The organism is Microbacterium sp. NPDC057659 (genome assembly GCF_042799915.1).
Lineage (GTDB): Bacteria > Actinomycetota > Actinomycetes > Actinomycetales > Microbacteriaceae > Microbacterium.
This window is the reverse complement of sequence record NZ_JBHVHU010000002.1, coordinates 286,830-310,111: the sequence shown is the minus strand read 5'-3', so window position 1 is coordinate 310,111 and position 23,282 is coordinate 286,830. Positions and strand designations below refer to the sequence as shown.

At 71.0% G+C, this 23,282-nt stretch carries 21 protein-coding genes; 11 read left to right on the top strand and 10 right to left on the bottom strand.

Features of this window, described 5'->3' with window-relative positions; all coding sequences use genetic code 11:
• Nucleotides 1–44 precede the first annotated feature (44 nt).
• From ACFVAE_RS10130 to ACFVAE_RS10110, 5 genes are all read right to left on the bottom strand, one after another.
• Entirely contained in the window at nt 45–2,462 is a 2,418-nt protein-coding gene (locus ACFVAE_RS10130) for a CHAT domain-containing protein (protein ID WP_378891299.1), read from the bottom strand.
• A 39-nt stretch (nt 2,463–2,501) separates the two neighbouring features.
• A complete protein-coding gene (locus ACFVAE_RS10125) occupies nt 2,502–4,121 on the bottom strand; it encodes a S8 family serine peptidase (RefSeq protein WP_378891296.1) in 1,620 nt (539 codons plus the stop codon).
• 94 nt (nt 4,122–4,215) lie between these two features.
• On the bottom strand, nt 4,216–4,662 hold the full coding sequence (locus ACFVAE_RS10120) for a hypothetical protein (RefSeq protein ID WP_378891294.1): 447 nt from the start codon (nt 4,660–4,662) through the stop codon (nt 4,216–4,218).
• Entirely contained in the window at nt 4,659–5,276 is a 618-nt protein-coding gene (locus ACFVAE_RS10115) for an RNA polymerase sigma factor (RefSeq protein WP_378891291.1), read from the bottom strand. The genes ACFVAE_RS10120 and ACFVAE_RS10115 overlap by 4 nt, the downstream gene beginning before the upstream one ends.
• A gap of 84 nt (nt 5,277–5,360) precedes the next feature.
• Nucleotides 5,361–6,404, bottom strand: a complete 1,044-nt coding sequence (locus ACFVAE_RS10110) for a winged helix-turn-helix transcriptional regulator (RefSeq protein ID WP_378891288.1) — start codon at nt 6,402–6,404, stop codon at nt 5,361–5,363.
• Between the two features lie 127 nt (nt 6,405–6,531).
• Between ACFVAE_RS10110 and ACFVAE_RS10105 the strand changes: the two genes are divergently transcribed.
• From ACFVAE_RS10105 to ACFVAE_RS10080, 6 genes are all read left to right on the top strand, one after another.
• A complete protein-coding gene (locus ACFVAE_RS10105; protein WP_378891285.1) occupies nt 6,532–7,680 on the top strand; it encodes an ROK family protein in 1,149 nt (382 codons plus the stop codon).
• Nucleotides 7,681–7,784: 104 nt separating this feature from the next.
• A complete protein-coding gene (locus ACFVAE_RS10100) occupies nt 7,785–8,690 on the top strand; it encodes an SIS domain-containing protein (RefSeq protein ID WP_378891283.1) in 906 nt (301 codons plus the stop codon).
• 2 nt (nt 8,691–8,692) lie between these two features.
• The gene (locus ACFVAE_RS10095; RefSeq protein ID WP_378891280.1) at nt 8,693–9,793 is read left to right on the top strand and encodes an ROK family protein; all 1,101 of its coding nucleotides are present in this window, start codon (nt 8,693–8,695) and stop codon (nt 9,791–9,793) included.
• Nucleotides 9,794–9,887: 94 nt separating this feature from the next.
• Nucleotides 9,888–11,027: a 1-phosphofructokinase family hexose kinase gene (locus ACFVAE_RS10090; protein ID WP_378891277.1), complete on the top strand. Its 1,140-nt coding sequence runs from the start codon at nt 9,888–9,890 to the stop codon at nt 11,025–11,027.
• On the top strand, nt 11,024–11,905 hold the full coding sequence (locus ACFVAE_RS10085; protein WP_378891275.1) for a ketose-bisphosphate aldolase: 882 nt from the start codon (nt 11,024–11,026) through the stop codon (nt 11,903–11,905). The genes ACFVAE_RS10090 and ACFVAE_RS10085 overlap by 4 nt, the downstream gene beginning before the upstream one ends.
• Nucleotides 11,902–12,678, top strand: a complete 777-nt coding sequence (locus tag ACFVAE_RS10080; protein ID WP_378891272.1) for a DeoR/GlpR family DNA-binding transcription regulator — start codon at nt 11,902–11,904, stop codon at nt 12,676–12,678. Before ACFVAE_RS10085 ends, ACFVAE_RS10080 begins: the two co-directional genes overlap by 4 nt.
• A gap of 6 nt (nt 12,679–12,684) precedes the next feature.
• On the opposite strand, the gene ACFVAE_RS10075 is transcribed toward ACFVAE_RS10080, so the two are convergent.
• Complete coding sequence (locus tag ACFVAE_RS10075; RefSeq protein WP_157311004.1) at nt 12,685–13,158, bottom strand: Lrp/AsnC family transcriptional regulator; 474 nt, start codon at nt 13,156–13,158, stop codon at nt 12,685–12,687.
• A 125-nt stretch (nt 13,159–13,283) separates the two neighbouring features.
• Here ACFVAE_RS10075 and ACFVAE_RS10070 point away from each other — a divergent pair, with 125 nt between their 5' ends.
• The gene (locus ACFVAE_RS10070) at nt 13,284–14,507 is read left to right on the top strand and encodes an NAD(P)/FAD-dependent oxidoreductase (protein ID WP_378891269.1); all 1,224 of its coding nucleotides are present in this window, start codon (nt 13,284–13,286) and stop codon (nt 14,505–14,507) included.
• Between the two features lie 111 nt (nt 14,508–14,618).
• On the opposite strand, the gene ACFVAE_RS10065 is transcribed toward ACFVAE_RS10070, so the two are convergent.
• A complete protein-coding gene (locus tag ACFVAE_RS10065) occupies nt 14,619–15,422 on the bottom strand; it encodes a MerR family transcriptional regulator (protein WP_378891266.1) in 804 nt (267 codons plus the stop codon).
• Between the two features lie 121 nt (nt 15,423–15,543).
• On the opposite strand from ACFVAE_RS10065, the gene ACFVAE_RS10060 reads away from it, so the two are divergent.
• Complete coding sequence (locus ACFVAE_RS10060) at nt 15,544–16,863, top strand: alginate lyase family protein (RefSeq protein ID WP_378891263.1); 1,320 nt, start codon at nt 15,544–15,546, stop codon at nt 16,861–16,863.
• Nucleotides 16,864–16,896: 33 nt separating this feature from the next.
• Here ACFVAE_RS10060 and ACFVAE_RS10055 read toward each other — a convergent pair whose 3' ends face one another.
• Nucleotides 16,897–19,335, bottom strand: a complete 2,439-nt coding sequence (locus ACFVAE_RS10055) for a polysaccharide lyase 8 family protein (protein ID WP_378891261.1) — start codon at nt 19,333–19,335, stop codon at nt 16,897–16,899.
• A 133-nt stretch (nt 19,336–19,468) separates the two neighbouring features.
• Between ACFVAE_RS10055 and ACFVAE_RS10050 the strand changes: the two genes are divergently transcribed.
• Nucleotides 19,469–20,326, top strand: coding sequence for a biopolymer transporter Tol (locus ACFVAE_RS10050; protein WP_378891258.1), 858 nt, complete (start codon nt 19,469–19,471; stop codon nt 20,324–20,326).
• Between the two features lie 95 nt (nt 20,327–20,421).
• Here ACFVAE_RS10050 and ACFVAE_RS10045 read toward each other — a convergent pair whose 3' ends face one another.
• Entirely contained in the window at nt 20,422–20,901 is a 480-nt protein-coding gene (locus tag ACFVAE_RS10045; protein ID WP_378891255.1) for an SRPBCC domain-containing protein, read from the bottom strand.
• A 16-nt stretch (nt 20,902–20,917) separates the two neighbouring features.
• Here ACFVAE_RS10045 and ACFVAE_RS10040 point away from each other — a divergent pair, with 16 nt between their 5' ends.
• On the top strand, nt 20,918–21,229 hold the full coding sequence (locus tag ACFVAE_RS10040; RefSeq protein ID WP_378856236.1) for an ArsR/SmtB family transcription factor: 312 nt from the start codon (nt 20,918–20,920) through the stop codon (nt 21,227–21,229).
• 97 nt (nt 21,230–21,326) lie between these two features.
• Here the strand turns inward: ACFVAE_RS10040 and ACFVAE_RS10035 are convergent, their stop codons facing one another.
• The gene (locus tag ACFVAE_RS10035) at nt 21,327–22,619 is read right to left on the bottom strand and encodes an MFS transporter (RefSeq protein ID WP_378891252.1); all 1,293 of its coding nucleotides are present in this window, start codon (nt 22,617–22,619) and stop codon (nt 21,327–21,329) included.
• A 73-nt stretch (nt 22,620–22,692) separates the two neighbouring features.
• On the opposite strand from ACFVAE_RS10035, the gene ACFVAE_RS10030 reads away from it, so the two are divergent.
• Nucleotides 22,693–23,271, top strand: a complete 579-nt coding sequence (locus ACFVAE_RS10030) for a helix-turn-helix domain-containing protein (protein WP_378891249.1) — start codon at nt 22,693–22,695, stop codon at nt 23,269–23,271.
• Nucleotides 23,272–23,282 lie beyond the last annotated feature (11 nt).

Below are 23,282 nucleotides of genomic sequence, written 5' to 3'. Positions count from 1 at the left end.
AGAGACCTCATCTGCACCGGTGATACACGGATGCGGAAGAAACTTCAGAAGCCGGCGCCGTGGCAGTGCAGCGGCACCCGGATGCCGGTTGCGTCGGCGGCGTCCGACAGCGCGACGGCCGGAGCGAGCCCCGCCGCGATCCCCGCGTGCACAGCGGGGAGAAGCTCCGCAGCCGCATCGTCGGGTACCAGCACGGGCGAGGCGATCACGCACCGCGATCCGGCATGCAGCCACACCCTGGTCATGCCGACCGCCTCCTCGCGCCAGCGCACGGTGGATCGGCCCAGCTCGCACGCGGAGAGCACGACGGTGTCGGGCACTGTATCGATCAGGTCGACGTCGTAGCCGAACAGGGTTCCGTCGGCCAGCTCGAGTCCGGAGAACATCGGGTTGTCGGCGCTGTGCCGGCCGTGCGCTGCCACATGCAGCAGATCGACGCCGCCGGCCGTCGCGGCCGTGGCGTCGACGGTCGCGTCGGCGCCCGTGAGCAGAACGGCCGTGTCGTGCGCGCGCGCCACGGCCTGCGCTTCGTCGCCGGCGCGCGCGACGCGCGGCCCGGCGATCACGCCGGCGCGGTGCAGCGGACGCGGCGTCTGGTCGAGCCAGCGCGTCGCCGACGTCGCGAGCGTGAAGGGTCGCCCGGCGAGGCCGGGCAGCAGTGCCCATGGAACGCCGGTGAGGATGCCCGGCACGCTGAGCACGAGGCGACGGGCTCGCGGCGCCCGCTCGAGCAGCGGTCGCAGCAGCTCGTCGTCGAGCCGCGACATGCGGTCGGCCAGGGAGCGCTCGACCACCGCCGCCATGCGGGATCCGTGGGCGAGGGCGGCCGCGTCGAGGTCGGCGCGCAGTCCGTCGAGTAGCGGCAGGACGCGTTCCCAGGACAGCCGCACGAGACTGGTGGCGGACGGAGTGGCGACCACGGCGCGCAGCGCGGAGCCGGTGTAGACCCAGGTGAGCACGGCGACGTCCGCCTCGAGGCCGCGCTGCAGCTCGGGCAGCGAGACCTGCTGCCTGGCGCCCGAGCCGGCGGTCGTGCTCCACTGCCGCTCACGGATGCGGTCACGGATGGCGCGCACCCGGGAATCGGACAGCCAGTCCTCGCCGGCGAGGTCGGTGCGCAGCATCCGCAGTTCGGCGAGGTCAGCCGCCGCGGCGGGGTCGTGCGGCGGCCGCACCGGCACCACCTGCAGCCCGATCCGCCGGGCGCGCTCACCCCAGTCGAACAGCACCGCGGGGTCATCGACGTCAGACACCGCGGCGAGGCCAGTGGCCAGCAGCCCGGTGCCGTGCATCGTGACGGATGCCTGCAGGTCGAGGGCCCCGAACGAACCCTGCCAGGCGGTGAACAGGTCGAGCCCCTCCGTGGCCAGGCGTCGCGCGTCCGCGCGCCTCCCCGCATGCAGCGCGTGTGCGGCGCGCACCTCGAGCGCCCGCAGCCGCACCGGAGTGGGGGCATCGGCCCGGATGCGCGGCGGACGCCGCAGCGGATCCGCCAGCCGGGCGCCCAACTCCGCCGTCGCGGCCTCGCTGTCCAGGCCGACCGCATGCAGTCGGCGGGCCGCTTCGTCGTACTCCGCCGCCGCGGGCACCTGCCCGGCGAGGCGACGGGCCTCCAGCTCGACGGATGCCGATCGTGCGGCCCAGCCCTCACTGTGGAGCGCCTCGAACCGGCGCCGGGCCTGCGCGGCGGTTCGCCGCGCAGCGGCCGGATCGTGATGCAGCTGAGAACGGGCCAGCTGGAACTCCGCCTCAGCCCTGGTCTGCCGCATCCGCTGCGCGCCGAACCGCACCGCGACCTCGGCGAGCAGCTCTTCGGCCTCGGCAGTGAGTCCGGCCTCTCTCAGCACTTCGGCGCGATCGAGGTCGGCGATCGCGGTGCTGAGCTCGCTGGTCTCCACGAAGACCGGTCGCGACCGGGTCATCAGTGCCAATGCCGTGACGAGATCGCCGCGGAGGAGGGCGGCGTAGCCGAGGTTGTGCCGGGCCTCGGCGCTCGCCTCGCGCTCACCGAGCTCGTCATAGGTCGCGATGGCGTACTCGAGGTCGGCCGCGGCGCCGTCCAGGTCGTGCCGCTGCATGCGCACGACCGACCTGTTGACCAGGCAGGATGCTCGCTCCGCGGGCGAGTCATTCATGCCGTCGATCGCCTCGGTGAGATGGCGCTCCGCCTCGTCGGCATGTCCGCCGTTCATCAGCAGTGTCCCGAGCTGACCGGCCAGTACCGTCCGCGTTCCGTCGCCGATGCCCTCCGCGCCGAGGGCATCCCGGCACATCCGCTCCGCCGCGTCCGGCTCGCCGGTCTGGGCGAGCACGTACGCCAGCGTGCCGGCGACTCGGGCGAGCAGATCGGGGTCGTCCGTGCGCTTCTGCGCTGTGAGGAGGGCGCGCCGGGATGCCGCGAACCGGCGACGGTTCGCGGCATCCTTCCCCCGCTCATGGAGTTCTGCTGCGGTCAGGCGCACATCTCAAGGATGCCGCGTCCCGAGGGTTTCGCGACAGTCTCAGCGCACGGGATCGGGCAGCGACCTCAGAACGTCGTCCACGGCCTTGTGCACAGCCTTGTTCGTCGGCCTGCCGCCCTTGGCCAGCGCGGGCGCCAACGCCGTGGCGATCCGCCCTGCGACGAACGGTGCCGCGAACGATGTGCCGCTCCACACCGAGAACCCGCCGCGGTAGTCGTCGGGATCGACGGTCTCCCTCGGCAGGTCGTCGAAGTCCGCGCGGGTGCTGGGCTGCATCCCTCCGGTGAACGGCGGCGTCGTGCTGACCACCAGCGCCCCCGGGGCGTAGACCTGCACCCACGGCCCCACGTTCGAGAACAGCGCGACCGAGCGTCCGGAGGGGTTCAGGGCTCCGACCGAGACCAGCGGTGCCTCGTCGTCGGGGCGGATGCCGTTGTCGGCGTCGGGCCAGGCCCACAGCGAGGCGGGGAACGACGGCCGGTCGATCGCGTCGTTGCCCGCCGAGCACACCACCACGATGCCCAGCTCGCGCGCCGAGCGCAGCAGTCCGTAGAGCGTGAGCGAGAACTGCCCGTCGACCGGGGTCTCGTGGTAGTAGCCCAGTGACAGGCTGATGACGTCGATCGGATGCCCCGTGCCGGGATCCCGCAGGTGGCGGCGCTTCAGTTCGATCACGTCCGCCAGGGCCCTGATGAAGGCGCTCTCGTCGACGACGCCCAGCGACCCTGCCACGCGGATCGCGAGGATGTCGGCATCCGGTGCCGTCTGCCGGATCAGGCCGGCGATGAAGGTGCCGTGTCCGGCGACCGCGTCGATCTCGCCGTCGAGCTGCCCGTACAGATCGGGGAACACTTCCGGATCGTCCTGCCCGGTGAGCCCGATCGGCACCCCGTCCAGCTCGGCGCCACGGGTGACGATGTCGTCGGGCAGCCACGGATGCTCGCCGCAGCCGGTGTCGAGTACGGCCACCACGGGCCGCCGCCCTCGCTTCGGCTCGGCGCTGCGGATCGGGGCCGCGCCGATCCAGGCGACCGGCTGGCGGGCGCCGCGCCCCGGCTCGAGGTAGTCGTCCGTCCCCACCGGTCCCGATCCGCGAACGGGATTGGTGCGCGTGAACGGGTTCGTGCGGGTGAACGGGTTCGTCCTCGTGAACGGATTGAGCCCCACCGGGTCGACCGACAGCACATGCTCGAGACCCACCCGTGGCATCGACGACCGGGTCAGGCGGCGCGCGAGCTGCAGCACCCGCCACGAGTCCGGCGGCGCCGGTGAGGTGCTGTGGTCCGCCTCCTCGGGCGTGGTGAGCAGCACCCGCAGCAGGCCGGGAATCCCCGGGGCGAGCTCACGGGCGGCTCTCCTGCGGACCAGGCCCGCATCGGAGTCGGGTGCGTCCGCCCCTGCCACCGCGGGTTCGACCGGGCCGACCTCGATCCGCCACCCGAACGACGCTGCAGCATCGGTGAGCGTCTTCAGATCGCGGTCCACCGCGTTGTGATCGTCATCGTCCGGCGGCGCCGTGACCAGCATCCGATCCGGCAGGTACGCGGTCGGGTAGGCCCGGACGCCCTCGATCGGATCGACGCTCGGATCCAGCGCCGTGCCGCGCGGAATCGAGCCCTCCGCGCGGTCCTGCCATGTCCATCCCGGGGGTTGCTCCATCGTCTGTCCTCCCATTCAGAGCCGCCGGGGCGGCATCCCTCGTCGCCGCACCCCTGCGACGACGTCTCCCCTCCCGCGTGCGCGGGCAGTCCCGCTACGCCTCGAACTGCGGGGTCGCGAACCCGCGACCGCCCTCCTCGTCGGGCACGGTCAGGCGCACTCGGCACAGACCGGGCGGCACATCGGTGAACGCGAAGCGGCCGTGTTCGCCGGGCTCCGTCGTCCAGGAGCGCGCGCCCTGCTCCAGCACGACCTCCGTCGCCGTGGCATCCACCCAGCCGTCCACCCGGCGGGCTCCCTTTCCCGCCTTCGAGATGTGCAGCAGCACCGAGATCCGGCCGTCGCTGAACTGCAGGATCATCGTCTCGGCATCGCTGCGCACGGCCGCCGTGGCATCCTCGACCAGGGTCAGCAGCGCGTACTCCCGGGAGAGATCGTCGGAGGCCACGACAGCGACCATCCGCTCGATCAGGTCGTCGGGCACCGGATCGTTGACCCGCCACATGGCCCGCAGCGCCGCCATCAGCTCGTCGTCGCTCATGTCGTCACCTGCGGTTCATCGAAGGCGCCGCCCAGAAGCGTGCGGAGCTTGCCGAGGCACCGCGATCGCGTAGGGCCGATGCTGCCGATCGGCATGCCCAGCTGCTCCGCCAGGCTCTTGTAGTCCGGACGCTGCTCGAAGGCGACCACCCGGATCAGCCTGCGGCAGCGCTCGTCGAGGCGCTGCACCGCTGCCCACAGTCGGGCCGCGCCGTCCGATTCGGCCGCCTCGTCCTCGGCGGATGCCGCGGTCGGCAGCAGCGGCTCGAGGTCGATGTCCTCCTTGGCATCCGCCCTGTTCTCCTGCTTGCTGACCCGCCAGGCCTCGCGGCGGGCGGTGACCGTGAGCCAGGCAGACACCGCCGAGGCGTCCTGGATCGACTCGTGACCGCGCACCAGACGGAGCCAGGTGGTCTGCACGACATCCTCGGCGAGGGATCGGTCGATGCCGTATGCGCGCACCACATGCCAGAGCACGGGCGTCATCAATCGGACGAGGTCATCCATCGCCCGCGTCTCGCCGTCGCGCCAGGCGCGGAACAACAGCGCCGCCTGCTGCCACCTGTTGGGTTCAGGCGGCTGTCCGGCGGTGCCTTCGGGTACGGCATCGCTCATGATGCTCATTGTGGCCATACCCACCAGGAGCGGGCAAGAGCCGCGGTGATACATCCGGATCGAAAAACATCGGGAAACCTGGGTTCAGGCCAGTTCGGCCGCCAGCACCTGCGCTGCGGCACCGCGCAGCACGGCATCCTCCGTCTGCCCGCAGCGCACCTCGACGGGCGCGTTGCGCAGGCGTGCGGCGGTGAGCGCCGACTCGGCGGCGCTGCAGAGCTCGGGGCCCATCAGCGACGAGGTGCCGCTCAGCACGACCTGGGGCAGGTCGAGCGCCGAGGCGATCGCGGCCAGAGGAGTGCCGAGTCGTTCGCCTGCCTCGATGCGCAGAGCCTCGCGGGTCCGCTCGTCGGTCGCGGCATCCATCCGCTCCTCGAGAACGGCGATCCAGGCGTGCACGCAGCCGGAGTTCCCGCAGCGGCAGTCGCGTCCGGGGTCGCCGCCCACATCGAGGTGCGCGAGCTCGCGGGCGGTGTCGGTGCCGGCGGTGTAGCCGGTGACGATCGCCGTGCTCACGACCTCGCCCAGCCGCACGAGCAGGAACTCGGAGTCGCCGTAGCCGGCCTCCGCGCGGGCGGCGAGGTCGGCCTCCGCGGCGGCGTAGGCCGGCAGAAGAGCGGTCTCGGCGTGCGTCGAGAGGGCGCCGATGAACGCAGCGGCATCCCCCGATGCGGCGTTCATCGGCACCCCGAACCCGACGCCGAGCACCGGGCATCCGGCCTGCGCGGCGAGCCGCGCGACGAGCGCGGCCACGGCGGCGGGCAGGTCGGACGTGGAGTCCCTTGCGATCTCCTGTCGCACGAGGATGCGGCCGTCGGGCGCGCACACGGCGCCGACGATCCAGTTCGGGGACGTCAGGTCGACGGCGATCGTCTGAACCGCATCGCCGTCCACCTCGAGAAGCACGGAGGGCTTGCCGACGCGGGTCTCCTGGCTCTGGCCCGTCTCGATGACGACGCCGTCGGCGAGCAGGTCGCGGACGACCTCGGTGATGGTGGGCCGAGCGAGGCCGGTGAGGCGGGCGAGATCGGCCCGGCTGGCGGAAGTCTCGCGCAGCAGCGCCTGCAGGACGACGCCGCGGTTGTGCCGTCGCGCTCCATGCACCGGGATGTGCGTCGCAGTGACCATCGTGCTCCCTTGCTGGTCGGTGGTCCGTCGATTTACTTAGTTCATCGACTAAACTTACGAGTGCGAGCGTAGGCTCGGGCTCGGTCGTTGTCAACCGGACCGGCCGGATCACGAAAAGGAACGGTGGATGCTGCACACCGAGGATGCGCTCGACGGCCAGGCTCTCGTCCGCCGGAGCAACCTCCGGCGGGCCCTTCAGCTGGTCTTCGACAACTCGGGAAGCGAAACTCGTGCCGGCATCGCCCGCGCGACCGGCCTCACGGCGGCGACGGCCTCGTCCCTCGTCGCGGAGCTGATCGATCAGCGCCTCGTCGCCGAGGCGGGACAGGCGGCGAGCACCGGCGGCAAGCGCGCGACCGTGCTGGCGATCGACCCGAGCCACCATCTGTTCCTCGTGGTGGTGCTGCGGTACACCGATGCGCACGCCGCGCTGATCGCCCTGGACGGCTCCTCGGTCTACGAGGAGCGTGTCGTGTACACGTCGGCGGACCGAGATGCCGTGATCCGCACGATGCTCGACAGGATCGCGCATCGCTTCGCGCCACGGCTGCTCGCAGTCGCCGTGCAGCTGCCCGGTGCGACCGACGGGCGGGTGGTGCTCGAGAGCGTGCAGCTGGAGTGGACCGATCTGCCGCTCGCCGACGAGCTGACCGAACTGCTCGGTGCGCCGGTGCTTCTGGTCAACGACGTCGACGCCGAGGCGGTGGCCGAGACGATCGCGAGCGGCGCCTCCACCGGACGTCGCCTGTTCCTGCACCTCGGCATCGGGATCGGCGGGACGGTGACCCTCGACGGCGAACCCGCGCCGGGTCCGAACGCCCGGGTCGGTGAGATCGGGCACGTGCAGGTGGTGTTCGGCGACGACGCGCGGGAATGCCCGTGCGGGCGGCGCGGATGCCTGGAGTCGGCGGCCTCGATGCCGGCGATGCTCGGCCCCGCCTTCGCCGAGGGGATGGATGCCGCCCAGGTGCGGGCCCTCGTCGAGGCGGCCGATCCGGCGCGGCTCGCGGTCGGCGCAGTCGCCCTCGGACGCGTGATCACCATGCTGACCGCGATGCTCGATCCCGGGGAGGTGGTGATCGGCGGCTCGGCCGCCGGGCTGGGGGAGGACTTCCTCGACCTGGTGCGGGCAGAGACGCAGCTGCCGCCCAGTGGAACGGTGCGGGTGCCGGTGCGGGCGGCCGCCGGAGGGGTCGCGCCGTACGCCGGGGCGGCGCAGTTCGCACTGGGGGCCGCGCTCGGCGTGCGCTGGGGAGCGGCGCAGCTCGCCGTGTAGGACTGTCGGATCGCCTCGATTTGCCGTAACATGAGCGTTATTCGTGACAAACGATCATAAAACTGCATCCGATTCGTGATCGGATCGCCTTCGAGGAGACAGACATGACCGAGACCCCCGCCGCCGGTGCGCACATGCGCGCTGAACTGTTCTCCCAGCCCGAGACCTGGGCCCGCGCGGCCGCGATGCGCGACGAGCAGGCCCTGCTGCCGGCGTCCGGCGCCCGTATCGCCGTCGTCGGCTGCGGCACGAGCTGGTTCATGGCGCAGTCCTATGCCGCGCTGCGCGAGGCCGCAGGGCACGGCGAGACCGACGCGTTCACCGCATCCGAGTTCCCGTACGGCCGCGACTACGACGCGATCGTCGCGCTGACCCGCTCCGGCACGACCACCGAGGTGCTCGAGCTGACCGCGCAGGTGAAGGGGAAGACGCCGGTGATCGCCGTCGTCGGCGACACCACTTCGCCGCTCGTCGACCTGGCCGACACCGTGATCGGCCTGCCCTTCGCCGACGAGAAGTCGGTCGTGCAGACCCGGTTCGCCACCACCGCTCTCGCCCTGTTCCGCGCCTCGCTGGGCGAGTCGCTCGACAAGGCGATCGCCGACGCCGCCGGCGTGCTGTCCGACGCCGCGTCGACCGACCCCGCTCTCCGTGAGGCCGAGCAGTACAGCTTCCTCGGCATGGGCTGGACCATCGGACTGGCGCACGAGGCCGGCCTGAAGATGCGCGAGTCCTCGCAGTCGTGGACCGAGTCGTACTCGGCCATGGAGTACCGCCACGGTCCGATCGCGATCGCGGCTCCCGGACGCATCACCTGGGCCTTCGGCGAGGTGCCCGAGGGGCTCGAGGCGCAGGTGCTCGCCACGGGCGCGCGCTTCGTGCAGCACCTGATCGACCCGATGGCCGACCTGGTGCGCCTGCACAACGTCGCGCTCGAGCGCGCCGTCGCGAAGGGCCTCGACCCCGACCAGCCGCGCAACCTGACCCGCTCGGTCATCCTCGAGGCCTGAGCATGACCGCCGCATCGGACGCCGCGTCCGCGGGCGCGGGCGCAACTTCGGAGCCGGGGCGCGACGCGCCGGATGCGGAGGCGCGACACGCGGAGGGCGGCGGCTCGGATCCGCAGTCGGGCACGCCAGCGTCCGACATCCCCGATGTCGTGACCGATGCATCGGGCGAGCGCCTCGCCCGCGCCGCATCGATCGGCGCCGGTGCGCCCGTGCTGGCGTTCGACGTGGGCGGCACCGACATCAAGTCGGCCCTCTTCGACGCCGAGGGCAACGCCGTGGGGCTGCGGCGCACGCCGACCCCGGACGCCGGTGACGACATGCCCGCGCGTCTCGTGGAGCGCATCGGCGAGCTGGGAGACGCGCTGCGCGCGCAGCATCCGGAGATCGTGCCGCAGGCCGTCGGCTTCGTCGTGCCCGGCATCGTCGACGCGGATGCCGGGATCGCCGTGTTCTCGAGCAATCTGGGGCTGCGGAACGCACCGCTGCGCGCGCTGGCCGAGGAGCGGTTCGGACTGCCTGTGGCGTTCGGACACGACGTGGGCACGGCCAGCTGGGCCGAGCACGTGATCGGTGGTGCCCGTGACTACTCCGATGTGGTCGTGATCATCATCGGCACGGGCATCGCAGGCACCATCCTGGTCGGCGGCCAGACGTACACGGGAGGCGGCTACGCCGGCGAGTTCGGGCACTCGCCGATCGGCGAATGGCCGTGCCCGTGCGGGGCGCGAGGCTGTCTCGAGGCTGTCGCCTCGGCCGGCGCGATCGAGAGGCGCTACGAGGAAGCGACGGGCGTCGAGGTGGACGGGGCTCGCGAGGTGATCGCGCGCGCCGCAGACGGTGACGAGGTCGCCGCGCGGGTCTGGAACGAGGCGCTCGACGCGCTCACGATGTCGATCGCGCAGACCACCGCCGTCATCGCGCCGGAGGCTGTCGTGATCGGCGGCGGGCTCTCCCGCGCCGGTGGTGCGCTCTTCGACGAGCTGCGCGCGCGGCTGGCGGATCGACTCAGCTTCCATCGCATCCCGACGCTGGTCCCGGCCGAGCTGTCCGGCAACGCCGGCATCCTGGGTTCCGCGCTGCGCGCGAGGCGGGTGATCGCATGATCGCGTCGTCTGCGGCCGAGCGCACCCCCGGCCGGCGAGTGCACCACGTGTCGACGTCGACATGCGGTGCACTCGGCAGGAAGTGGTGCATCCGATGATCGTCACCGTCACGCCGAACCCGGCCCTGGACCTCACCTGGCACGTCGAGAAGATCGTGCCGGGCGGCACGCACAGAGCGGATGCCGGGGCTGCGCGCGCAGGCGGCAAGGGGCTCAACGTCGCGCGGGTGGCGCATGCCGCCGGCGCGGACGTCGTGGCCGTGACCACCGTGGGCGGCGCGACCGGCGACGAGTTCGCCGCGGAGCTGACCGCCGCCGGCGTGCCTGCCGTGCTGGTGCCGGTCGTCGCCGCGACCCGGCGCAGCATCGCCCTGGTCGACGAGGCGCTGGGCGACACGACGATCGTGAACGAGCGGGGCATCGCCCCGACGGATGCCGAGTGGGATGCCCTTCGGCGTGCGGTCGCGGAGGCGCTGGCCTCCCCGGCTCCTGAGCGAGCGCAGTCCTCCCCGGCTCCTGCGCGGGCGCTGGCCTCCCCGGCTCCTGAGCGAGCGCTGGCCTCCCCGGCTCCTGAGCGAGCGCAGCGAGACGAAGGACGCCCCGTCCTGGTGATCTCCGGCAGCGTGCCCCCGGGCACCCCCGAAGACCTCCTCCCGTCACTGATCGCCCTCGGCCGCGAGGCCGGTGCGACCGTGATCGCCGACACCTCCGGTCCGGCGCTGCTGCGCGCAGCGGATGCCGGTGCCGACGTGCTCAAGCCGAACGCGGCCGAGCTTGCCGAGGCGACCGGCATCGCCGATCCGATCGACGGAGCCCGTGAGCTGCTCCGCCGCGGCGCCTCGCTGATCCTGCTCTCCCGCGGTGCTGAGGGGATGCTCGCCGTCTCAGCGGGCGGCGGATCTGCTGGAGATCACGGATCATCCGAACCATCCTCGGCGGGTCCGGCCGCGACCCACCGCGGCGAGGACATTTCGTCCGTGGTATCCGACGACCTGCTCGTCGTCTCCGCCCGTCTCCCCGAAGCCCTTGCGGGCAACCCCACCGGCGCCGGAGACGCCGCGGTCTCCGCGGCCGCCGTGCTGCTGGCATCCGGCATCCGCGATCCCGAGGCGATCCTGCGCCGCGCGACCGCCTGGTCGGCGGCGGCTGTGCTCATGCCGCTGGCCGGCGACATCCACCCCTCCTGGCCCGAACTCGAGGCCGCCGTGATCATCGAACGAACGGACATCGCATGACCCTCGTCTCCGCCCGCGACCTCGTGACGGATGCTGCCTGGAACGGCAACGGCATCGGGGCCTTCAACGTGATCCACCTCGAGACCGCCGAGGCGCTGGTCGAGGCATCCGCCCGTGCCGGACTGCCGGTGATCCTGCAGATCTCGCAGAACTGCGCCGACTACCACGGCGGCCTCGAGCCGATCGCGCTGGCGACTCTCGCGATCGCCCGCCGCGCTGAGACGCCGGTGGCCGTGCACCTCGACCACGCCGAGCGGCCCGAACTCGTGCACGAGGCGATCGACCTCGGCTTCGGGTCGGTCATGTTCGACGGGGGCAAGCTCGAGTACGCCGAGAACGTCGCGCTGACCGCCGCCGTCGTCGACCGCGCGCATGCCGCCGGCGTGTACGTCGAGGGCGAGCTGGGTGAGGTCGGCGGCAAGGACGGCGCGCACGCGCCCGGAGTGCGCACCGACCCCGACGAGGCCCGCGCGTTCGTCGCAGAGACCGGTGTCGACGCACTCGCCGTCGCTGTCGGATCGTCGCACGCGATGCTCGACCGCTCGGCATCCCTCGACATCGACCTCATCCAGCGCCTGCGCGAGGCGCTGCGCGGATGCGGCCGCGACGCGACCGACGTGCCGCTGGTGCTGCACGGGTCATCCGGCGTCGCCGACGGCGTGATCACCGACGCGATCCGAGCAGGCATGACGAAGATCAACGTGTCCACGCACCTGAACGGCTTCTTCACCCGAGCCGTGCGCGAGCGCCTCGCCGCCGATGAGAGACTCGTAGACTCGCGCAAGTACATCTCGCCGGCGCGGGATGCCGTGGCAGCGGAAGCGGCACGGATGCTGCGCCTGTTCGCCCTGGAACCCGATGCCGAGGAGACCGCATGAACCGCGCATCCCGTCTGAACGCGATCCTCGAGCTGCTCGGCGAGCAGGGCGAGGTCAGCGTCGAAGACCTCGTGGAGCGGTTCGGGGCGTCTGCTGCGACCACCCGCCGCGACCTGGACAGCCTCGCCGAGCGGCGGCTGCTCACTCGCACGCACGGCGGCGCGGTCGCGCAGTCCGTGGCCTACGAGCTGCCGATCCGGTACAAGAGTCACCTGCGCACCGACGAGAAGGAGCGCATCGCCGCCGCGGCATCCGCTCTCGTCGCGCCGGGATCGGTCGTCGGCCTGTCGGGCGGCACCACGACCACGGCGATCGCCGCGGCACTCGCCTCACGGGACGATCTGGCCGAGCACGGGCTCACGGTCGTGACGAACGCCGTCAACATCGGAGCGCAGCTCGCGATGCGCCCCGAGATCAAGGTCGTCGTCACCGGCGGCGTGATCCGCTCGCGCAGCTACGAACTGGTCGGTCCGTTCGTCGAGCAGCTGCTCGAGGGGCTCTGGCTGGACATCTCGTTCATCGGCATCAACGGGCTGTCGCCTGCCGGCGTCGCCACCACGCACGACGAGGCCGAGGCCGATGTGAACCGCATCATGGCGGAGCGCTCGCGCCGTGCCGCGATCGTCGCGGACTCGTCGAAGATCGGGGTCGAGACGTTCGCCGCTGTCGGCGACTGGGAGCTGTTCTCGACGATCATCACGGATGCCGGGGTGTCGGAGTCCTCCCGCGCCGACCTCGAGGCCCTGGGGTACGAGGTCCGCGTCGCGGACTGACCGCGGCTACAGCCCGCGCTTGCCCGCGGCCTGCGCGAAGATCAGGGACGTCGACGTCGACGCCACCTCGGGTTGCAGGCTGAGGGTGTCGGAGACCAGCTCGCGCAGCGCCGGAGCATCCGCCACGGCGACGTGCACCATGAAGTCGCGGTCGCCGGCGAGGAAGTAGACCCGCTGGGTCGCGGGCAGATCCTCGAGATAGGCCTGGAAGCGGCGCAGATCGCCACGTGCGTGCGCGTGCAGCCGGATGGTGATCAGCGCCTCGAGGTGCAGCCCCATCGCGGCCGGTGAGATCTCCGCGTGGAAGCCCACGATCACGCCGCGCGCCTGCAGCGCGCGCACCCGCTTCAGGCACGTCGACTCGGCGATCCCGGCACGTGCGGCGAGCTCGGTGTTGGAGATGCGGCCGTTGCGGCTGAGCTCCGACAGCAGGGTGCGGTCGACGGCGTCCAGGGGGCCCGAGGATTCGATCTCCGGCATGGGCGGTTCCTCGCTCAATCGCGCAGTTTCCGACAGGTTCATCAGCATCCTACGAAGAATCTTCGACCAGCATCCGCAACTCTCCTTGGAATCCTCATAATCTCTGGTGAGAGAAGGAGTACGCAATGTCGCGGTCGATCGTCATCGGAGCCGGCATGGTGGGTCTCGCCACCGCCTGGCATCTGCAGGAGCGCGGGGTCGAGGTCACGGTCATCGACCGGGTCGGCGTCGCCGCCGGATCCTCGTGGGGCAACGCCGGCTGGCTCACCCCGGGCAAGACCATCCCGCTGGCCGATCCCTCCCTGTGGACCTATGGGCCGAAGGCCCTGCTCGATCCGGATGCCGCTCTGCACGTGCCGTTCCGGGTGGATGCCGGGCTGTGGAGCTTCCTCGCGCAGTTCGCCGCCCACGGCACGAACAAGGCCTGGGACCGCACCATGGCCGACCTCACGCCGATCGACAGGATCGCGCTCGCCGGCTTCGACGAGCTGCAGGCCGGCGGCGTCGACTCGTGGACCCGCGAGGGTCCGTTCGTGATCGGCTTCAAGGAGGAGGCGCACTCCAAGGGCTTCCTGCACGAGGTCGCCGGTGTCGTGCGGCACGGCCAGGACGTGCCGATGGAGCGTCTCGACACCCCGACCGACCTTGCGCCGGTGCTGTCGGATGCCGTGAAGGTGGTCTACCGGCTCGACAATCAGCGCTTCCTCGAGCCGGCGCCCTACGTCGAGGCGCTCGGCGCAGCCGTCGTCGCCCGCGGCGCGAAGCTGATCACCGGCCTCGAGGTGATGGACGTGGCATCCACTCGCAAGCCGGTCGTGCTGCTCTCGAACGGCGAGCGCATGGAGGCCGATTCGGTCGTCATCGCGACCGGAGCCTGGATGCCTCGCCTGGCGCGGAAGCTCGGCGTGCGCACCCGCGTTCAGGCGGGTCGCGGATACTCCTTCACCGTCGAGACCGAGAAGCCGCAGGAGCACCCCGTGTACCTGCCCTATCAGCGCATCGCCTGCACGCCGTACCAGGGTCGGTTCCGCATCGCCGGCACCATGGAGTTCCGTCGCCCAGACGAGCCGTTCCAGCACCGCCGCATCCAGGCGATCGTCGAGCAGGCCCGCGAGATGTTCACCGGCGTCGACCTCGACGACCGCCGGGACGAGTGGGTCGGCTCGCGCCCCGTCACGCCCGACGGGCTGCCGCTGGTCGGCGCGACCAAGGCCCCGAACGTGTACGTGGGCGGTGGTCACGGCATGTGGGGCATCGTGCTCGGCCCCGTGACCGGCAAGCTGCTCGCCGAGCAGATCGTGACGGGTCGGGTCGATCCGGCGATCAAGCCCTTCGACCCGCTGCGCTAGCACGGCATCCGGTGACGCCTGCAGGCACGAGGCGCGCCTGCATGCGGACATGCCGGTGACCCTGCCTGCGGGCGTCCGTTCTGCCTGCAGGTGTGACGGAACGGACGCTGATCAGGCGGATGCCACGGGCTGCTGCAGCTCGGTGACCCAGTCGCGCTGGTCCTCGGACTCCGACCGCAGGTAGACCTCTCGGCCGGCGCCGGAGGGCACGGCGCCGCGGCCGAGGACCTCCTCGTGCAGCGCCATCCAGCTGTCGGCGATGCCCTCCATCGTGCCGAGGTGCACGCCGCAGACGGCGGATGCCACGGCCGGCAGCTCGACGATCTCGACGCCGTCGACCGGATCGCCGGAGTAGGCGAAGCCGACGGTGATGTGCATGCCGTCCTCGCGCGACTCGTACGTGGCGATCGGCGTGGTCAGCGCGGCGCCGGTGGAGGCGAGCGCGTCGGCGACTGCGTCGAACAAGGGGCCGACGAGCGGGCCGACCGATGGCTGATCCGGGGCGACGGCTGTGCGAGCCGCGAGGCGCACGGCGGGGAGGGGCTTCTCGATCGCTTCGATGTGGGACATGTGATTCTCCTCGGTGATGAGCCGGAGCCTCCGCTCGACGTCGACGAGTCTCGCGGCAGCGATCCTATGCTCTTCCTCGACCTCGGCGCGGCGCTCCGTCAGCAGCACGGTGAGCCGCTCGACGTCGACGCCCTCTTCGAGGACCGAGGCCACGTCGTCCAGCCCGAACCCGAGCTGTCGCAGCGCGACGATCCGGTGCAGCCTCGCGAGCTGTGACGGATCGTACGACCGGTAGCCGCTGAACTCATTCACATGAGCGGGCACGAGCAGGCCGGCGGTGTCCCAGTGCCGCAGCATGCGGTGGGTCACCTGACCGATCTGCGCGAACGCTCCGATGGACAACATGTATCCGTTCTCCAGCCTTCCACAGTGTCAGGGTCAAGTATCCCGCTCCTCTTGCGTCGCGCAAGGGCCGTCCTCTAGTGTCGTATTTCGTATCCGATCTACGAAGCAAGGGACCGCTTTCATGAAGAGACGCAACGTCGCGCTTGCTGTTTCCGCCGTCGAGCCGCCGGCGCCGGTCTCCTGGGGCGGCGTCTTCCTCGACGACGCCAGGATCTCCGCGCTGCAGGACCGTGTCGCCGCGAATCCGCAGGATGCCGCGTGGCTGAAGGTGCGCGCCCAGGCCGACTCGGCCGTGGCGCGGAGCCCGCAGGCGCCGGCCGTCTGGGAGGTTCCGCCGTTCTACGAGGGCGCGGATGCTCACCGTGCGGCGAAGCACGCACTGATGGATGACGCGAACCAGGCCTACGCCGCCGGGATCGCCTATCGCGTGACCGGAGACCAGAGGTATGCGGAGGCCGCCGCCAAGATGATCCGCGCCTGGTCGCAGATCCAGGAGGTGCGCACGACCGACGACTCCGGTCTCACCTGGTCGTACCACTTCCCGGCGCTCATCTTCGCGGCGGACCTCATCGACGGCTATGCCGGATTCACGCCGGCCGACCGCGCCGCCTTCGCGACGCTGCTGCGTGGCGAGTCGCTGAGTGCGAACACGATGGACCGCGACAACAACTGGGGCAACTGGGGGACGGTGCTCGTCATGGCGACCGCCGCGTACCTCGAGGACGAACCGCTCTTCGCCAGGGCGGCGGACCGCTGGAAGTACCTCCTCGAGCACCAGATCGCCGCCGACGGCACGCTGCCGCTGGAGGCCACCCGCAACGACGGAACCGGAAGTCACGGCATCTGGTACACGCACTTCGCCCTGCAGCCGCAGACGATCGCCGCCGAGATCGCCCGTGTCAACGGCGTCGACCTGTTCGACTACGTGTCGCCGAGCGGCCGCACGCTGCGGCAGGCGTATGAGGTGGTCGCCGGCTGGGTAGTGGACCCGGCGAGCTTCCCGATCTGGCAGGGGGATCCGGCCGGCATGACTAACGTCCGCACGATCGAGTACATGTTCGGTGGCGCGCTGGTGCGCGAGTCGACCATCAGCTACTTCGAGATGCTCGACGCGCGCTGGCCGGTGACGGGTGTCGAGGCGGTCCTCGCCGCCGACCGACCGCTGTCCACGCTCCACACAGCTCCGTTCCTGACCTTCACCCATGGCCCGTCGCCCGTGGCCGAACCGAGGGTCTCCGCGCCCGCCACCGCCGACGTCGGCGGCACCGTCGAGTTGACCCTCTCCGGCTTCGCGCCCAAGGCTCAGGTGCAGCTCCGGCTGGACGGATCGCCGGCGGTGATCGGCATCGGCAGGACGGATGGGGCAGGAGCAGCGACGATCAGCGCCTCCGTCGCCGGCGTGACGAGGGCGACGACGGAGGTCGAGGTCCGCGGCCGGTGACCCGGCCGCGGACGGAGCGGGGTCGTGCGGGTCTCAGCCCAGCACGACCCGCTTCGCGTGGCCGTGCCCGTCGAGCGCGAACTCCAGGGTCAGCGGCGCCGTCGAGACGATGGTCACGCCGTCGTCGGCCTCCACCACATCACCGCCCACGTCGGCGAGAGTCACCGTGGCGACCTTCTGCGTGCGGCTCGGGTCGGAGAGCGCGACCGTGGTCTTCCCGCCGTCCGTGCGCACGGCGACCGAGCACGGACCGCTCGCGGTCAGGCCTGCGGCCGATCCCGCGCTGAAGAAGTTGCCCAGGGTCAGCCCCTCGCCGCTCACGCCGATCACCTGAGCGGTGGCGCTATTCGCGAGGACCTTCACCGTCGGAGCATCCGATTCGGTGAACGTGACCGAGTGCTCGACGTTCGGCAGCACCATGTAGGCGTAGCCGCCGGCGGCCGGCGTCGCGCCGTGCCGGTGCGTGACTGTCACGTAGTCGCGGGTCTTCGGATCCGCCGAGCCGCCGGTATCGGAGCCGGAGTTGATCGTCTGCCAGTCGCCGGTGCGGCGCACCACCTGCACGTCGATCGTGCCGCTCACGTTCTCTCCGGTCAGGAAGACGTAGCCGCCGTGGCCCATGATGTGCACGTTGCGGGCCACCGTGACGGCGGGGCCGCCCGCTGCCATCACGCGGTTGCGGTTGTCGGTGCGGATGTTCGGCACCGTCCCCTCCGCGAAGGAGCGGTTGTCGATCGTGGTGAACACCTCGTGCTCGGTGGTGCCGGTGATCGCCGCGCCGAGGCAGACGACCTTGTCGTCGAGGAAGAACCATGACTTCCGGGCGCTGAGCGTCCTGTTGTGGTTCAGGTGGTCCATGCCCTGGATGCCCCACCGCCCGTCCAGGGCCAGGCCGCCGGCGAAGGCCTGGTACGCCCGCGGGATGCCCGTGCCGTCGGCAGCGCCGTTCGCCCTCGGCTCGGCCGAGACGGTGGTGCCGGGAAGGCGGTACGGGTCGACCGTCGGCCAGAAGTCGGCGCTGTACTGCCCGGGGTCCTTCGGCGTGTAGAAGAACGTGAGACCGTCGCCCTGGTACCAGCCCAGGTTGTTCTCCTTGTTGCCCCACTCGTAGCGGCCGATGCGCTTCGACGAGATGTTCACCACCGAGCTGAACGCCGGGCGGTGGTGCACGAGGCGGTCCTGATCGCCGAAGGCCTTCGTGTACACCGGGGCGGGAGCGGCCTCGACCGATGCATCGCCGAGCACCGAGGTCACCAGCAGCGACTTCGCCACGGTCTGCGACGGCAGTCCGTACAGGGTCTGGTCGGTGCAGCGCTGCAGCCAGCCCTTCACGAGCGACAGGTAGCGGCTGCGGTACGGCTCGCCGGCGCCCGGCGCAAGAAGCAGGATGGCGGTGAGCGCCGCCGCGCCGTCGACGTAGTCGGGCGCCTTCTGGCGCGAGACCGCACGCCCGCGCACAGCATCCATCATCCGGCCGTTCCAGATGAACGGCGCGTACGCCGCCTCGACGGCGTCCAGGACGACGGCCTTCTTCGGGTCGGTGACGTCCCACTCGCTGCCGCCGAGCAGGCCGAGGATCTCGGCGATGCCGCCGAGTGTCACCACGCCGTAGGTGCCGACGTAGGGCAGGTAGGTGTGCTGCACGAACGAGCCGTCGGTGTAGAAGCCGTCGCCGCTGGTGACGTACCCGAACACGCTGTTCTTGCCGCCCCGCACGGTGTCGCTGAGGGCGTCGCGCGACAGGGCGATCTCGTCGGGGCGCGCGTCGAGGGCTCCGCGCAGGATGCAGGACAGGGCCTTGTCGGTGCGGTTCGCCCCGGTCTCGGCGAAGCTGGTGCCACGGCCGCGCCAGTTCGGGTCGGGCGTGAAGTAGCGGGCCGCTGCCATGAGCGCGGTGCGCACCTCGGCCGGGACCGCGTCGTACATGAGCACGAGGATGTCGGCGGCCTTGCGCGGGACGCCGATCTCCCAGAACCACCAGTTGCCGACGGCGGCCTTGCCGGCGGCGTAGACGTTCGCGCTCAGCCACGCCAGGGCGCCGGCGATGTCGGATGCCAGGGTCTCGTCGGCGTACTGCTCGGCGCCCACCGTCGCGTGCGCGAGCGACAGGCTGAACAGGCGGTCGAAGGTGACGCCCATGTTGCCCGAGAGGGTCGTGCCGCTGACGCCCGTGAGCGGCAGGTCGGCCCAGATCCCGGGGGCGGAGGCCGGGCGCACCATGCTCTGCCAGCTGGCGGCGGCCGCGGTGCTCATGCCCGTCAGGGCGTCGGCGAGCTCGGGGATCGATGCCGCGGTGCCGTCGCCCACCAGCATGGTGCGGCGGCGGTCACGGAGCGCGGCGAGCGGATCGTCCGCGGCGGCGAACAGGCCGGGGCTGGTGCTCGCTGCGGCGGACTGCCCGCTCGCGGCGATCAGAGCTCCGGCTCCGAGCACGGCGAGGAATGACCGGCGGTTCAGATCGAGGGGGGACATCATCGGCCTCCTGGGGTGGGAAGGGTTTTCCCGAAGTTTAGAAGTGATCGTTAGTGAACTCAACAAAACAATTCACGCACATTCACTCATCAAGAACGCAGGGTCTATCCTGACCTCGGACAGGAGGCATCGGATGCCGGACTACCGCGTTCTTGCAGAGGGCCAGCGCTGCGAGGTCAAGATCCACGACCTGGATGCTGCGGCGTCGCGCCTCGTCGCGGCATCCGACAGGGTCCTGTTCGAGGCGCCCAACTGGGGGCGCGACGGCGCCCTGTATCTGAACGGCGAGGGGATGCTGTGGCGGTTGAAGCCCCGTGTCGAACCCGGTGCCGAGCCGCATCCGATCGCCTTCACCGGGCTGCCGCCGATCAACAACGACCATGTGCTCGACCCGGCCGGCCCCGCGGTGTACCTGTCCGCCGAGGACGGGCACATCTACCGCGGGCTGCTCAGCGGCGGCGCGGTCACACGCATCACCGGCGAGGACGGCGTGCGGCACTACCTGCACGGGATCTCGCCGGACGGCGAGCTGCTCGCCTTCGTGCGGATGGACGGCACGGGGCCGGGAAGGCTCGCACTGATCCCGGCATCGGGCGGCCGCGTGACCGTCGTCGACACGGGGCCGGGGCACATCGACGGACCGGAGTGGTCGCCGGACGGTCACTGGCTCTACTTCAACACCGAGCGCTGGGGGCACGCGCAGCTCGCCCGCATGGCGCGCGGCGAGGTGGTGCGCGTGCACCGCAGTGAGACCGTGGACTGGTTCCCGCACCTCTCGCCCGATGGGACGCATGCCGTCTACCTGGAGTACCCCGCGGGCACAGAAGGGCACCCGGCCGACCTGGCGGTTGCGCTGGTCGCGGTCGACACCCGCGACTGGAGCACGCCGGTCGCGCGCATCCCTGTGCCCGGCGGGCAGGGCACGATCAACGTGAACAGCTGGGCGCCGGATTCGCGGTCGTTCGCCTACGTCGCGTACCCGAAGGGCTGACCGCCGTCACGGATGCAGGCGGATGCCACACCTGCAGGCGGATCCGCGGGGAAGCGGGCTGCAGGCGTTCGTCCTGCCTGCGGGTGTGACAGGCCTCAGGCGTAGAAGCCGTCGCGCAGGTTGATGCCGTGCTCGACCCAGGCCTTCATCGCGGCGAGCATGCCGGTCCAGCCCTCGCAGTTGCCGAAGGCGCTCTTCGCGCCGGCATCCGTCGCGCTCCAGGACTCCTCGGTGATCGTGACGAGCGTACGTGCGCCGTCGTCGATCGGGGCGAAGGTGAAGGTGGTGCGGGTGCGGCCGGTGGGGTTCGAGCCGGGCGCGGCATCCCATTCGATGACGATCCGCTCGTTCTGCACGGACTCGACGACCTCGACGGGGAAGCGCCCGGGGAAGTCGGCGAAGTCCCATGAGACGTCTGCGCCTGCCTCGAGCCGTCCGCGCGCCCCGCCGGTGGTGAAGTAGTGCGACAGCTGCGCGGGGTCGGCCACCGCCTCGTACACCTCGGATGCCGACCGCCCGACGCGGCCCGACACGGTGAACGACAGGGTGCTCAGTGGTGTTTCGTTCTCGGACATGTTGTAAGATTACAACATGTCATCGGATTCCGACAGTGACGATCTCGTCTTCAAGGCGCTCGCCGCTCCGGTACGTCGGCGGATGCTGGATCGTCTGCGCGAGGCGCCGCGGACCACGGGCGAGCTGTGCGCCTGCTTCCCCGAGCTCGACCGCACGACCGTACTGCAGCACCTGCGGGTGCTCGAGCGCGCCGAACTGGTGATCGGCGAGAAGCGCGGCCGCGAGCGGCGCCTGATCCTCGCCCCGCTGCCGATCAAGCGCATCCACGACAGGTGGATCGGGGAGTACGCGCGCGCGGCGGTGGAGCTGCTCGATGAGCTCGGCTGAGGTCGGTCACGTCTGCAGGCGGATGCGACGGATGCGGGCAGGAACCCGGCGCCCGGGTCCGCGTTCGTGATTCCTGCCTGCAGGTGTGCCGGGCCGGTCAGCGGACTGGCGCGGGGGAGCCGGCATCCGCGAACTGCGCGGCGTGCGCGGCCCAGCCGGCCTCGGCCGGGAGCGAGCGCAACCCGCTGTTGGTGACGGCGAGGGCGGCTGCGAGCGCACAGAGCCCCGCGCCGATCAGGATGCTGCCGCTGCGGCCCACCCAGTTCAGCCCGAATCCTGCGATGAGCGGCGCCAGCGGCATCGCTCCCATCGCGAACACGTTCGAGGCGCTGCTCGCGCGGCCCATCATGCTGCTCGGTGTGGCGACCATGAAGTAGCCGCCCATCGCCGCGTTCAGCGGACCGAGCGTGAGACCCGGGATCACCATGACGGCGACGACCCACAGCGGTGCCTGCACGAGCATGGTCGCTGCCGATCCGACGGTCAGCGCGACCAGGCCGATCACCATGAGCCGGCCCGCCCCGATGCGGGTGACGGCGACGGAGGCCAGCAAGGCGCCGACGAGCATCGACCCGCCGAGTCCCGCACTGATCAGGCCGATCACGGCGGGCGACTCCCCGGCCTGCTGCAGGGAGTAGACGATCGTCGTCATCACGGTGTTGATGCCGAGGTTGATGATCGTCAGGATCAGCAGCACGCCGCGCAGGTCGGGGCGTGAGAACAGCCAGGAGAATCCCTCGCGGATCTCGCGGAGCGCGTTCGGCTTCGCGACGGGCTCGGGGATCGTCTCCTCCGTGAGCGCGCCCTCGATCTCCGGCCCGCGCAGGCGCGGGATCAGGGCCGCGGACAACGCCGCGACGAGGTGGCACAGCGCCATGACGGCGCCGACCAGCCAGCCGCCGACGACGAGCAGCGCGCCGCCGATCGGTCCGCCGGCGAGCTGCAGGGCGGAGTCGCGTGCGGAGTTCGCCGCCTGTGCGCGCCCCATGGTGTCGGAGCTGACGATGTCCTTCAGGGCGCTCTCGCCGGCGGAGTCGAAAAGGCCGGTGCGAGCGGCGAGCAGGGCATCGACGACGAGCAGGATGCCGAAGGTGAGGGCGTCGCCGAGTGCGAGCAGGGTGAATCCGACGGAGAGCGCCACGCCGATCGCCGAGCCGAGCACCATCAGCGTGATGCGCCGATGGCGGTCGGCGAGCACGCCGCCGAACAGAGTGAGTGTGACGCGGATCGCCATGCCGACGGCGCCGATGATCCCGGCCTGAGCGGGGTCGTCCGTCACGATCAGGGCCAGCAGCGGGATGGCGAAGCTGAACAGGGTCTGCGCCAGTCCCTTGCTCGTGTCGCTCACGAGCCAGGAGACGTACCGCAGGTTGCGCCACAGGGAGGTCATGAGGATGACGTTAATCCCGCAATCAAACTTGCGCAAGTAAAGTCGCGCAATTAATTCTGGATATACTGCGGGCATGGCCGAGCAGGAGGAACGCCCGTCGCGGACGATGACCACCGCCATGCTCAAGGCGTATGCGAACCCCTTGCGCCGAGACATGATGCGCGTCTTCGCCCGCCGTGAGTTCGTCCGCGCCGCCGACATCGCCGAAGAACTCGGCCAGCCCGCCAACAAGATCAGCTTCCACCTGCGGGTGATGGCGGATGCGGGCCTCATCGTCGAGGCGCCGGAGAAGGCCCGTGACGGTCGGGATCGGGTCTGGACACCGATCAAGGAATCTCTGAACGTCGGCTCACCGGGGCATCCGGTCGCCGATGCGGCGCTCGGCAACGTCGTGATCGCCGCGCTCGCCGAGGACCATCAGAAGCTCTTGCAGCGGGTCGTGGCGTACGCCGTCGAGAACATGGCCGGCGGCGAGGCGTCGGAGCACGGCACCCTCGCCATCCACAACCTGCGCCTCACAGGCTCGGAGTACGAGGAGCTCGCCAAGTCGCTGAGCCGCCTGATCTCCGAGGCCGAGGCCGCGCACGACCGCTCCGCACCGGACTCCAGGTTCTGGCAGATCGACATCGTCGCGGCCGACGAGACGATCTGACCCGTCCGGGG

Bases quoted from the DNA above. Each gene is read 5' to 3' on its own strand.
- ACFVAE_RS10125 (WP_378891296.1), bottom strand. From the start codon at position 4,121: ATGGAGCAACCCCCGGGATGGACATGGCAGGACCGCGCGGAGGGCTCG.
- ACFVAE_RS10120 (WP_378891294.1), bottom strand. From the start codon at position 4,662: ATGAGCGACGACGAGCTGATGGCGGCGCTGCGGGCCATGTGGCGGGTC.
- ACFVAE_RS10115 (WP_378891291.1), bottom strand. From the start codon at position 5,276: ATGAGCGATGCCGTACCCGAAGGCACCGCCGGACAGCCGCCTGAACCC.
- ACFVAE_RS10110 (WP_378891288.1), bottom strand. From the start codon at position 6,404: ATGGTCACTGCGACGCACATCCCGGTGCATGGAGCGCGACGGCACAAC.
- ACFVAE_RS10105 (WP_378891285.1), top strand. From the start codon at position 6,532: ATGCTGCACACCGAGGATGCGCTCGACGGCCAGGCTCTCGTCCGCCGG.
- ACFVAE_RS10100 (WP_378891283.1), top strand. From the start codon at position 7,785: ATGACCGAGACCCCCGCCGCCGGTGCGCACATGCGCGCTGAACTGTTC.
- ACFVAE_RS10095 (WP_378891280.1), top strand. From the start codon at position 8,693: ATGACCGCCGCATCGGACGCCGCGTCCGCGGGCGCGGGCGCAACTTCG.
- ACFVAE_RS10090 (WP_378891277.1), top strand. From the start codon at position 9,888: ATGATCGTCACCGTCACGCCGAACCCGGCCCTGGACCTCACCTGGCAC.
- ACFVAE_RS10085 (WP_378891275.1), top strand. From the start codon at position 11,024: ATGACCCTCGTCTCCGCCCGCGACCTCGTGACGGATGCTGCCTGGAAC.
- ACFVAE_RS10080 (WP_378891272.1), top strand. From the start codon at position 11,902: ATGAACCGCGCATCCCGTCTGAACGCGATCCTCGAGCTGCTCGGCGAG.
- ACFVAE_RS10075 (WP_157311004.1), bottom strand. From the start codon at position 13,158: ATGCCGGAGATCGAATCCTCGGGCCCCCTGGACGCCGTCGACCGCACC.
- ACFVAE_RS10070 (WP_378891269.1), top strand. From the start codon at position 13,284: ATGTCGCGGTCGATCGTCATCGGAGCCGGCATGGTGGGTCTCGCCACC.
- ACFVAE_RS10065 (WP_378891266.1), bottom strand. From the start codon at position 15,422: ATGTTGTCCATCGGAGCGTTCGCGCAGATCGGTCAGGTGACCCACCGC.
- ACFVAE_RS10060 (WP_378891263.1), top strand. From the start codon at position 15,544: ATGAAGAGACGCAACGTCGCGCTTGCTGTTTCCGCCGTCGAGCCGCCG.
- ACFVAE_RS10055 (WP_378891261.1), bottom strand. From the start codon at position 19,335: ATGTCCCCCCTCGATCTGAACCGCCGGTCATTCCTCGCCGTGCTCGGA.
- ACFVAE_RS10050 (WP_378891258.1), top strand. From the start codon at position 19,469: ATGCCGGACTACCGCGTTCTTGCAGAGGGCCAGCGCTGCGAGGTCAAG.
- ACFVAE_RS10045 (WP_378891255.1), bottom strand. From the start codon at position 20,901: ATGTCCGAGAACGAAACACCACTGAGCACCCTGTCGTTCACCGTGTCG.
- ACFVAE_RS10040 (WP_378856236.1), top strand. From the start codon at position 20,918: ATGTCATCGGATTCCGACAGTGACGATCTCGTCTTCAAGGCGCTCGCC.
- ACFVAE_RS10035 (WP_378891252.1), bottom strand. From the start codon at position 22,619: ATGACCTCCCTGTGGCGCAACCTGCGGTACGTCTCCTGGCTCGTGAGC.
- ACFVAE_RS10030 (WP_378891249.1), top strand. From the start codon at position 22,693: ATGGCCGAGCAGGAGGAACGCCCGTCGCGGACGATGACCACCGCCATG.